We start from the raw sequence: 7676 nt of genomic DNA, 5'->3' as shown, positions 1-7676 counted from the left end.
CCCCACGCTCAGGTGGGGAAACAGGCGGCTATGTTGGGACAGCAAAGTCACGCCGCGCCGTTCCGGCGGCAGAGGGTTGAGGGGGATCCCGTCCAGCCAAATTTCCCCCGGATAGGGCAAGGGATCCGGTTCCAGCAGGCCGGCGATGAGATTGAGGGTGGTGGACTTGCCGCAGCCCGACGGCCCCAGCAGGGCGAAGATCTCCCCTGCCTCCACGCTCAAAGACAAATCCCTGAGGACAGGGATCCCTCGCTTGTGGAAGCGCTTGCTGAGATGGCGAAGAACGAGGTGGCCCATGCTTGGGTTACCGATCAAACGCTCAATAGAGCTCTCAAACTCTCCCAAAATTAGAACAGAAAGTACCGTTGTGCCATGGGCAGCACCTCTGCCGGCTCGCAGGTGAGCAGCTCTCCATCGGCCCGCACTTCATAGGTCTCTGGGTTCACCTCAATGCGGGGAGTGGCGGTGTTAAGTTTCAAATCCGCTTTGCCGATCTCGCGGCAATTTTTCACCGCTACGGCCCGGCGCTGGATCCCCAGTTTTTCCGGGATCCCCAGGTCTAGGGCAGCCTGGGAGACAAAGAGCAGGCTGGTCTCGGTCAAGGCGCGGCCAAAGCTGCCGAACATGGGGCGGGGGTACACCGGCTGCGGGGTCGGAATGGAAGCATTGGGATCCCCCATTTGGGCGTAGGCAATCAGGCCCCCCTTCAGGACGATTTCCGGCTTAACCCCGAAAAAGGCCGGCTTCCACAGACACAGATCCGCCAGTTTTCCCACCTCCACCGACCCGATGACGTGGCTGAGGCCCTGGGCGATGGCAGGGCAGATGGTGTACTTGGCTACGTAACGCTTGGCCCGGAAGTTGTCGTTGCGGCTGCTGTCTTGCGGCAAAGGCCCCCGCTGCACCTTCATCTTGTGAGCTGTCTGCCAAGTGCGGATGATCGCCTCCCCCACCCGGCCCATGGCCTGCGAGTCGGAAGAGATGATGCTGAACACCCCCATGTCATGCAAGATGTCCTCGGCGGCGATGGTTTGGGGGCGAATGCGGCTTTCGGCAAAAGCAATATCCTCCGGCACATTCTTGCTCAGGTGGTGACACACCATCAGCATGTCCAGATGCTCTTCGATGGTGTTGCGGGTAAAGGGGCGGGTGGGATTGGTGGAGCTGGGCAGCACGTTGGGCTCGGAGGCAATGCGGATGATGTCGGGGGCATGCCCACCCCCGGCCCCTTCGGTGTGGAAGGTGTGAATGGTGCGGCCATTGATGGCGGCGATGGTATCTTCCACAAAAGCCGATTCATTTAAAGTATCGGTGTGGATGAGGGTTTGGATGTCGTACTCATCCGAGACTTGCAAACAGCTGTCGATCACCGCCGGCGTGGATCCCCAATCTTCATGGATCTTGAGGCCGCAGGCCCCCGCTTCCACCTGTTCCCGCAAAGCTGCGGGAAAAGCCGCGTTTCCCTTGCCAAAGAAGCCCAAATTGACGGGGAACCCCTCCGCCGCCTGCAACATCTTGCCCAAGTTCCAAGCTCCAGGGGTGCAGGTGGTGGCGTTGCTGCCTGTGGCCGGCCCAGTTCCGCCCCCCAAAAGGGTGGTCACTCCCGAGGCGATGGCAAACTCGCACAGCTGCGGACAGATGAAATGCACATGGGCATCGATCCCGCCCGCTGTCAGGATCAGGTTTTCCCCGGCAATCACCTCAGTGCTGGGGCCAACCACCATGCCCGGCGTCACCCCCGCTTGGATGTTGGGGTTGCCGGCCTTGCCGATGCCGACAATGTAGCCATCGCGAATGCCCACATCCGCCTTGACAATGCCCCACCAGTCCAGGATCAGGGCGTTGGTGATCACCAGATCCAAGGCCCCGTTGGCGCGGGTGGCCGTCGGCGATTGCCCCATGCCATCGCGGATGGTTTTGCCGCCCCCAAACTTAATCTCCTCGCCGTAGGTGGTGAAATCCTCCTCCACCTCGATGATCAGTTCGGTATCCGCCAGGCGCACCCGATCCCCTACGGTGGGGCCGTAGTTGCTGACGTATTGGCGACGGGGAATCTCTAGGGTCATAGGGTGGTATCTGCAAAAGGGCTGCCAGGGTTTTACCACACATCCCCACCCAGGGGATCCCTTGCTGCTTGTTGTCTGGTTTCAACCCTTCATTAGAACCCATTGGGTCGACTGAAAATTCGTTACATATATTTACATCTATGATCGAAAAAACAATTGCCAATCGACTCCAGCCTCGATGGGACAAGGGATCCCTCGTTTAATTATTGTGAAGCAACTGAGGGCTCACAAACCCTGACCTATAATGCCAGGTAAGTCCTGCCCTGGGGGAATCTTCTGCCAAGGGGTAGGGATGCTTCGTTCCTTGTCGCAAGAGAGGAGTTCTTGATGACAACTACGCCAAAGGAGCGAGAGCCGAAGGTCAAGGTGTCGGTTGACGTGGATCCGGTTCCCACCTCATTTGAGAAATGGGCCAAGCCGGGGCACTTCGACCGCAGCCTATCCCGTGGCCCCAAGACCACGACCTGGATCTGGAACCTCCATGCTCTTGCTCATGACTTCGACAGTCACACCAGCGACTTAGAAGACGTCTCTCGTAAGATCTTTTCCGCTCACTTCGGCCACTTGGCAGTGGTTTTCGTCTGGCTGAGCGGCATGTACTACCACGGAGCTCAGTTCTCCAACTATTCTGCTTGGCTGGCGGATCCGATCAACGTCAAGCCCAGCGCCCAAGTGGTCTGGCCCATCTTCGGCCAAGAGATCCTGAATGGGGATGTGGGCGGCGGCTTCGAAGGGATCCGCATTACTTCTGGTCTATTTCACCTCTGGCGAGCTGCCGGCATCACCAATGAGTTTCAACTCCTCTGCACCGCCATCGGTGGCTTGGTGATGGCCGGGTTGTGCCTGTTTGCCGGCTGGTTCCACTACCACAAGCGGGCTCCCAAGCTGGAGTGGTTCCAAAATGTGGAATCGATGCTCAACCACCACCTAGCGGGCCTGCTGGGGCTGGGTTCTTTGGCCTGGGCTGGCCACCAAATCCACGTGGCCATTCCCATCAACAAGATGTTGGATGCGGGCGTGCCGGCTGACCAGGTGCCTTTGCCCCACGAGTTCATCCTCAAGCCCGCCTTGATGAAGGAGATGTTCCCCAGCGTGGATTGGGGCATCTTCAGCGGGGTGGTGCCCTTCTTTACCTTGGATTGGGGCAAATACGCGGAGTTCCTCACCTTCAAGGGTGGCCTGGATCCGCAGAACGGTGCCCTCTGGCTGACCGACCAAGCCCACCACCACTTGGCCATTGCCGTGCTCTTCATCGTGGCCGGGCACATGTACCGCACCAACTGGGGCATCGGCCACTCCATTAAAGAGATCCTGGAAGCCCACAAAGGCCCCTTCACCGGCGAAGGCCACAAAGGTCTGTACGAAGTGCTCACCACCTCCTGGCATGCCCAACTGGCCATCAACCTGGCCATGGTGGGATCCCTGAGCATCATCGTGGCGCAGCACATGTACGCCATGAACCCCTACCCCTACATGGGCATCGACTACGCCACCCAGATCTCCCTGTTTACCCACCACATGTGGATAGGCGGCTTCTTCGTGGTGGGGGGTGCTGCCCACGGGGCCATTTACATGGTGCGGGACTACGACCCGGCGGTGAACCGCAACAACGTGTTGGATCGGGTATTGCGCCACCGCGACGCCATCATCAGCCACCTCAACTGGGTGTGTCTGTTCTTGGGCTTCCACGCCTTTGGCTTCTACGTCCACAACGACACGATGCAAGCCCTGGGCCGTCCGCAGGACATGTTCTCGGACACCGGCATCCAACTGCAGCCCATCTTTGCCCAGTGGATCCAGTCGCTGCACACTTCGGCCATTGCCAGCACCGCTCCCTATGTGGGCGCTTCGGTTAGCCCCATCTTTGGCGGCGACGTGGTAGCTGTGGGCGGCAAGGTCTCCATGATGCCGATGGTGCTGGGCACGGCGGACTTCATGGTGCACCACATCCACGCCATGACCATCCACATTACGGTGCTGATCCTGCTCAAGGGGGTGTTGTTTGCCCGCTCTTCCCGGTTGATCCCGGACAAAGGCAAATTGGGCTTCCGCTTCCCCTGCGATGGCCCGGGCCGCGGCGGCACCTGCCAGGTCTCCGGCTGGGATCACGTGTTCCTGGGGCTGTTCTGGATGTACAACTGCATCTCCATCGTGATCTTCCACTTCAGCTGGAAGATGCAGAGCGACATCTGGGGCACCGTCAACGCCGATGGCACCATTGAGCACATCACCGGCGGCAACTTTGCGGCCAGCGCCGTCAACATCAACGGCTGGTTGCGGGACTTCCTGTGGGCGCAATCGGTGCAGGTGATCAACTCCTACGGCTCGGCTCTGTCGGCTTATGGGCTGCTCTTCTTGGGCGCTCACTTTGTCTGGGCCTTCAGCCTGATGTTCCTGTTCAGCGGTCGCGGCTACTGGCAGGAGCTGATTGAGTCCATCGTTTGGGCCCACAACAAGCTAAAAGTCGCTCCGGCCATTCAACCCCGCGCTCTGAGCATCATTCAGGGTCGGGCGGTCGGTGTGGCCCACTACCTGTTGGGAGGGATCGTCACCACCTGGGCGTTCTTCCTGGCACGGTTCGGCGCACTCGGCTAAGGCAAGGAGGAAGAGAGAATCATGACAACTGCAACTCGTTTTCCCCAATTCAGCCAAGACCTGGCCAGCGATCCCACCACGCGTCGGCTGTGGTATGGCATTGCCACCGCCCACGACTTCGAGACCCACGATGGCATGACGGAGGAGCGGCTTTACCAAAAGCTGTTCGCCACCCACTTTGGCCATCTGGCAATCATCTTCCTGTGGGCCTCCGGCAACGTCTTCCACATCGCCTGGCAAGGCAACTATGAGCAATGGGTAGCCAACCCCACGGGTGTCACCCCCATCGCCCACGCCATCTGGGATCCCCACTTTGGCAAGGCAGCGGTGGAAGCCTTTACCCAACCGGGGGGCGGCGGCCCCGTCAACGCGGCCTACTCTGGCCTGTACTATTGGTTCAACACCATTGGCCTGCGCACCAACGGCGATCTCTACACCGGTGCCATTGGCCTGTTGTTGTTGGCGGCAGTGTTTCTGTTTGCCGGCTGGCTGCACCTGCAGCCCCGCTTCCGGCCTAGCCTGAGCTGGTTCAAGAACGCTGAAGCCCGTCTCAACCACCACCTGGCCGGCTTGTTTGGGGTCAGTTCCCTGGCTTGGACTGGTCACCTGGTACACGTCGCCATCCCCGAGTCCCGCGGGCAGCACGTAGGCTGGGACAACTTCCTCACCACTCTGCCCCACCCGGCAGGTCTGAAGCCCTTCTTTACCCTCAACTGGGGGGTGTATGCCCAGAACCCGGACACGGCCAACCATGTCTGGGGCACGGCAGAAGGGGCGGGCACGGCCATCCTCACTTTCTTGGGTGGCTTTAACCCCAACACCCAGTCCCTGTGGCTGACGGACATGGCCCACCACCACCTGGCCATCGCGGTGATCTTCATCGTGGCCGGCCACATGTACCGCACCAACTGGGGCATTGGCCATAGCATCCGGGAGATCCTTGGCGCCCACAATCCCCCCAAGGGCACTCCCTTCGGAGGCCTGCTGGGAGAAGGCCACAAAGGTCTCTACGACACGGTCAACAACTCCCTGCACTTCCAGTTAGCTCTGGCCTTGGCCTGTCTGGGGGTGGTGACCTCGCTGGTGGCGCAGCACATGTACGCCCTTAACCCCTACGTGTTCATGTCCATGGATCACACCACGGAGGCGGCTCTTTACACCCATCACCAGTACATTGCTGGCTTCTTGATGGTGGGGGCGTTTGCCCACGGGGCCATCTTCCTGGTGCGGGACTACGATCCTGAGGCCAACAAGAACAACGTGCTGGCGCGGGTGCTGGATCACAAGGAAGCGATTATCTCCCACCTCAGCTGGGTATCGCTGTTCCTGGGCTTCCACACCCTGGGGCTGTACGTCCACAACGACGTCATGCAGGCCTTTGGCACGCCGGAGAAGCAGATCTTGATCGAGCCGGTGTTTGCTCAGTTCATCCAGGCCTCTCACGGCAAGATGATCTACGGCATGGATGTGTTGTTGTCCAACCCCGACAGCCTTGCTTCTACCGCTTGGCCCAACTACGGCAACGTGTGGCTGCCGGGCTGGCTGCAGGCCATCAACGATCCCAATGGATCCCTGTTCCTGCCCATTGGCCCGGGTGACTTCCTGGTGCACCACGCCATTGCCCTGGGCCTGCACACCACCACCTTGATCCTGGTGAAAGGTGCGTTGGATGCTCGCGGCTCTAAGCTGATGCCGGACAAGAAGGACTTTGGCTACAGCTTCCCCTGCGACGGCCCGGGTCGGGGCGGCACCTGCGACATCTCTGCCTGGGATGCCTTCTACCTGGCCATGTTCTGGATGCTGAACACCATCGGCTGGGTTACCTTCTACTGGCACTGGAAGCAGCTTGGGGTTTGGAGCGGCAACACCGCCCAGTTCAATGAGAACTCCACCTACCTGATGGGCTGGCTGCGGGACTACCTCTGGGCCAACTCCGCCCAGTTGATCAACGGCTACAACCCCTACGGGATGAATAACCTGGCGGTTTGGGCCTGGATGTTCCTGTTCGGCCACCTGGTGTGGGCAACCGGGTTCATGTTCCTGATCTCCTGGCGCGGCTACTGGCAAGAGCTGATCGAGACCTTGGTGTGGGCGCATGAGCGCACTCCCTTGGCCAAGCTGATCCGCTGGAAAGACAAGCCGGTGGCCATGTCGATTGTCCAAGGTCGTCTGGTGGGTCTGGCCCACTTCACGGTGGGTTACGTGTTGACCTACGCGGCCTTTGTTATCGCCTCGACAGCCTCTCAGTCGGGGTAGCAAGCCCATAACCTGCTGAATAGGGATCCCTCGGCTGGTCCAGGGATCCCTTTTTTGTGAGTTGGTAGAGTGGTGATATGAAGTTTAGGGTCTGATGAGTTTGGTCGATGACTCTAGCCGCCCGATTGGATCCCTATATCAGGCGATATACCTTTGAGGAGTTTCATCGACTGATTGAGTCTGGACAGATTGAAGAGCCCAATCAGTTGGAGCTGATTGACGGGCTCCTGGTTCAAAAGATGACGAAAGGGGAGAGGCACGCCGCCTACTGTAGCCGCCTGTACCGACTGTTGGTGGGCCTTGTGCAGGAGCAAGCTATTGTGCGCACCCAGGATCCGGTGCAACTGCCCCCCAATCACGAGCCAGAGCCCGACTTTGCCATTGTGCGCTTTCAGCAGGATGAGTACCGCTCTCGGCATCCTCAGCCCGAAGACATCTATCTCATCATCGAAGTGGCTGATTCTTCCCTTACCTATGATCGGGAAGTCAAACTCGGACTCTACGCCAAAGCCGGGATCCCCAACTACTGGATCTTGAACTTGCAAGAGAACTGCCTAGAGACGTACAGCTTGCCAATAGAGTCGGGAGTTTACCAAAAAAGAGAGGCTTACACCCCCAAGGAGAAAGTTGGGATCCCTGGGATCCTGGCTGGAGAGTTGAGTCTGGATCAGGTTTTTTCCATCGGTTAAGGCAGGGATCCCTTGCCGGCAGATCGAATCTTGGCTGGCAGGAGCATGACTCTAGTCAATGATACGCTGG

At 59.3% G+C, this 7676-nt stretch carries 5 protein-coding genes; 3 read left to right on the top strand and 2 right to left on the bottom strand.

The genetic code is table 11. From position 1 onward, the window contains the following. Together NW815_RS02185 and ureC are read right to left on the bottom strand one after the other, a co-directional pair. A partial coding sequence (locus NW815_RS02185) for an ATP-binding cassette domain-containing protein (RefSeq protein ID WP_414415666.1) occupies positions 1-297 on the bottom strand: 297 nt, incomplete at its 3' end. 50 nt (positions 298-347) lie between these two features. Continuing rightward, a complete protein-coding gene (gene ureC / locus NW815_RS02180) occupies positions 348-2066 on the bottom strand; it encodes an urease subunit alpha (protein ID WP_414388193.1) in 1719 nt (572 codons plus the stop codon). A 327-nt stretch (positions 2067-2393) separates the two neighbouring features. On the opposite strand from ureC, the gene psaA reads away from it, so the two are divergent. From psaA to NW815_RS02165, 3 genes are all read left to right on the top strand, one after another. Further along, entirely contained in the window at positions 2394-4661 is a 2268-nt protein-coding gene (gene psaA / locus NW815_RS02175; RefSeq protein ID WP_414388191.1) for a photosystem I core protein PsaA, read from the top strand. Positions 4662-4682: 21 nt separating this feature from the next. Then, a complete protein-coding gene (gene psaB / locus NW815_RS02170; protein ID WP_414332634.1) occupies positions 4683-6917 on the top strand; it encodes a photosystem I core protein PsaB in 2235 nt (744 codons plus the stop codon). Between the two features lie 107 nt (positions 6918-7024). After that, the gene (locus NW815_RS02165; RefSeq protein WP_414388189.1) at positions 7025-7606 is read left to right on the top strand and encodes a Uma2 family endonuclease; all 582 of its coding nucleotides are present in this window, start codon (positions 7025-7027) and stop codon (positions 7604-7606) included. Positions 7607-7676: the final 70 nt, after the last annotated feature.

Source organism: Synechococcus sp. R6-7 (assembly GCF_047461695.1).
Lineage (GTDB): Bacteria > Cyanobacteriota > Cyanobacteriia > Thermostichales > Thermostichaceae > Thermostichus.
This window is presented reverse-complemented; position numbering and strand designations above follow the sequence as displayed.

Excerpts from the sequence above, each read along its gene's own strand:
- ureC (WP_414388193.1), bottom strand. The coding sequence starts at position 2,066 with ATGACCCTAGAGATTCCCCGTCGCCAATACGTCAGCAACTACGGCCCC.
- psaA (WP_414388191.1), top strand. The coding sequence starts at position 2,394 with ATGACAACTACGCCAAAGGAGCGAGAGCCGAAGGTCAAGGTGTCGGTT.
- psaB (WP_414332634.1), top strand. The coding sequence starts at position 4,683 with ATGACAACTGCAACTCGTTTTCCCCAATTCAGCCAAGACCTGGCCAGC.
- NW815_RS02165 (WP_414388189.1), top strand. The coding sequence starts at position 7,025 with ATGACTCTAGCCGCCCGATTGGATCCCTATATCAGGCGATATACCTTT.